We start from the raw sequence: 2,383 nt of genomic DNA, 5'->3' as shown, positions 1-2,383 counted from the left end.
TCATCCAAAGCCCCAAGATTACCAAGAGGAATAAAACTTGCACGTGGAATACCAACATCTTTGAGAAGAGTCTTACCGAGTCCTTCATAGTCAATAAGATAGCGCATCGCTAAACGCACTTTTTCATTGGCAAAAATAGGGTTCGTCGTATTAAACCCCCATATGATCATGGAGGGCGCCAACACTTTTTCAACTTTAATATCCGTTGTTGCTTGGAGATCTGCCAAATCCTCTGGCATCAGATTACGTGCAACATCGATATCGTGTTTTTCCAATAATAAACGTTGCGTTCCAGGTTCCGCAACATGGCGAATTAAAATCTTCTTTAATTTAGGCACCTCCCCCCAATAATTGGAGCTTGCACGCAACAAAATCCCTTCTCCAGGACGCCAACTCTCTAGCTGATAAGGACCAACACAAGCAGAATGACTTGCCAAATACCGGTTTCCCATATCACCATCTTGTTCGTTTTTCATGAGTGTCTCACGATCCAGCAAGGCAGCAGTGCGATTAGTGGAAATATTGCTAAGAATGAGCTCTGCTGGATAAGGTTTATCAAATTTCATCACCACCGTTTTGTCATCCGGTGCTTGAAAAGCCTCATCAACATTTTGTTCTGTAATCCCATATTCATTAAATGTTGCCGCATTAGACAATTTCAATTTGACAACCCGCTTCATACCCCAAACAAGATCATTGGCATTCGCAGGACGACCATCGTTGAACTTCAAACCATCACGCAAATGAAAAGTAATCACAGTACTCTGATCATCACTTAAAACATCCCAACTCTTCGCTAACGAGGGAACCATTTTAGTAGCATCATCTGTAGCAGAAACGACTAAATTATCACAAATATTGTTAACCAATTCAATTCCATAACGGTCATTGAGTTGTGCAGGGTCAAATGTACTTATTGGATCGAGATTCCAAGCCATCACAAGCGTATCAGCAGGTGTTTTCGCTGAAACTTGTTGCACAAACATCCCCATTGCAAGAACAGCAGAAATAAAAGAACCGCCCTTTTTCAATATTTTTCTTTTCACGTTCATAGAACCTTTCACGTTCATAGAATTTTCCTTTTAACGTTTATTGTATAAATTCCCCATGCAGCAAAACGTGCTTAATAATTAAGTTTAGACGAACGATAGGCTCCTAAAGATCAAACTTTAAAACCTTCAAGAACAAGCACCTCTTGTCAATGACTCCTCCTGTCTACACTTATAAGCCAAACTAAAACATACAAAGGAAAACACTCTGATATACAATGAACGCTCACCAACAACAGAGCTTATTCACGATATCATAACGCCTACTATTAAAGACTATAAAACCTGTATTTTTTCTATCTTGTTAAGCAAGCTTGTCTCGTATTTCTTCCGGCGTGTTCTATACCATCAAAGCACTACCCCTTTTGGCTCAAGTACCTTAATAACAAAGAGCCTTCATAATAATTTGACGATTTGATAAAACAGGAAAATTTGTCAGTTTGCCAAGTGCAACGACTTTTATTCCTTCTTCAAAAGAAAATTTAATTTTTTCATCACTCCCCGTAAAATAACACCCTCCAAATGACATCTCATCATCTTTCAAAGCAAAAGAAAATATGAACACTATAAAAAACTGATATCCCTTGTGTACCCACCCATAACAAAACTTTCCTTCAACACAGCAAAACCTTTGCACCTTTAGCACCACTAAATTCCGCGATATTTGTTACACTTAGTTTCTTTATGTTATACTCAGTTTTTTAACAAATAAATTGACCACTTTCTAATTCAGAGAAATTGAAATATCGATCTTAACATCCACTTAAATACACCTCTAATGAGAATGAAAAATATCTTTAAACGAATGTCTTGAAAAGACATTCAACAATATATCACGCATTACCTATGATCTTCGACGCATTGCAAAACTTGAAAATTTATACAATACGCCGAATATATCATGACGATGCCCTTTATCTATTGAACAGCATTGAAGACACTCTTATTTTTCAATTTTACTATAAAAAATATGTGGCGCACTATTCCAAACCCACTTTTTGACATCAGGCGTCATCGCAATAACAGTATATTTCTGATAGATAAACGCATAAGGTCCTTTTTGCATAAGTTCACGTTGTAAATCAGCATATATTTGTGCCCGTTTTTGCGGATCTTTTTGAAACAACGCCTCTTCAACTTTTTTATTCATTTTGGCATCAAAATACCCATGCTGCCAACTAGGATAGGCTGTATTTTTTGCCTCAAGCCGATTATCTGGATTATAAACAAGACGTGAAGCCATTGTATGAGGATCCGCAGAATCATTATTCCATCCGATAAAAGCCGTATCAAAAGCCCGTGCATTCACTTTTGAAAACAACTGTGTACCTGCT

2 protein-coding genes and 1 pseudogene are annotated in these 2,383 nt (G+C 37.5%); all 3 read right to left on the bottom strand.

Translation table 11 applies throughout. From position 1 onward, the window contains the following. Positions 1 to 1,052: ABC transporter substrate-binding protein (locus tag ACFILY_RS08775; protein WP_375637875.1), on the bottom strand; the 1,052-nt coding region annotated here is incomplete at its 3' end. A 376-nt stretch (positions 1,053 to 1,428) separates the two neighbouring features. Next, positions 1,429 to 1,614: a hypothetical protein gene (locus tag ACFILY_RS08770; RefSeq protein WP_375637873.1), complete on the bottom strand. Its 186-nt coding sequence runs from the start codon at positions 1,612 to 1,614 to the stop codon at positions 1,429 to 1,431. Between the two features lie 378 nt (positions 1,615 to 1,992). Beyond that, positions 1,993 to 2,383, bottom strand: a pseudogene (locus ACFILY_RS08765) (ABC transporter substrate-binding protein); the annotation flags it as partial.

The sequence above is a fragment of the Bartonella sp. CL25QHWL genome (assembly GCF_042195335.1).
In the GTDB taxonomy this organism is placed as follows: Bacteria; Pseudomonadota; Alphaproteobacteria; order Rhizobiales; family Rhizobiaceae; genus Bartonella.
Note: the sequence above shows the minus strand (reverse complement) of the source record. Positions and strands in the feature narration are given on the sequence as shown.